At 55.7% G+C, this 696-nt stretch carries 1 pseudogene; it reads left to right on the top strand.

The features are described from left to right. Positions 1-97: 97 nt before the first annotated feature. A pseudogene (locus tag AACQ38_RS23790) lies at positions 98-696 on the top strand (hypothetical protein); the annotation flags it as partial.

Here is a 696-nt window from a genome sequence, read left to right as displayed (position 1 = left end):
GACCCAGTTTATGGCCTACACCGTGGGATCGGGGACCGACTCATTGATCTCTTCGTCGTCACCGGGTAGCGTCCGGGTCGGCAAGGCTGGCGACTTTATGGTTGATATCGGGCAATCGTCACTCTCTTGCCAGACGCATGGTTCACCCAATACTTATCAATCAGCCAGTCTGGTCAAAGGAAATGCTGGCGTTAACCTTCCCTGCGTCCCGGATGCCAACGGTCTGGTTGATATCAGTGTTCGCTCAGTGACCGGAGCCATTTACCCGGACCGCGACGGGAATTTCAATGCAAAACCCGGTGGAAGTTATTTATCTGTGGGCTCTATCGGCTGGGCTTCAACGGCCGTATCGGGTTCCAGCAGCATACCGACCCCCCTGTGGACCACGGTTATCCTTTCACCGGTCAAAAAGCCGTCCACCTGTGCAGTAGTGCTTACTCCGTCATCGGTGGATTGGGGAACGGTGAAAAGAGCCGGTAAACAGGCGGGAGAGACACTGGCGTCGGCCAGACAGATCGGGATAAACAGCACCTGTTCCGGTGATGACGCGGTATTTCAAAATTCACGCCTGCTCTACCGGATCGATGGCCCCTTCGTGCCGGGCAAACCGCATGCGCTGGCCTCGTCAATAGATCAGGTCGCCTTCGCGTTCTTCGATTTTGCCAATAAACCCTTATCACTCAGTACCGGGCACCG

The organism is Photorhabdus sp. RW14-46 (assembly GCF_963887965.1).
In the GTDB taxonomy this organism is placed as follows: Bacteria; Pseudomonadota; Gammaproteobacteria; order Enterobacterales; family Enterobacteriaceae; genus Photorhabdus; species Photorhabdus laumondii.
Note: the sequence above shows the minus strand (reverse complement) of the source record. Positions and strands in the feature narration are given on the sequence as shown.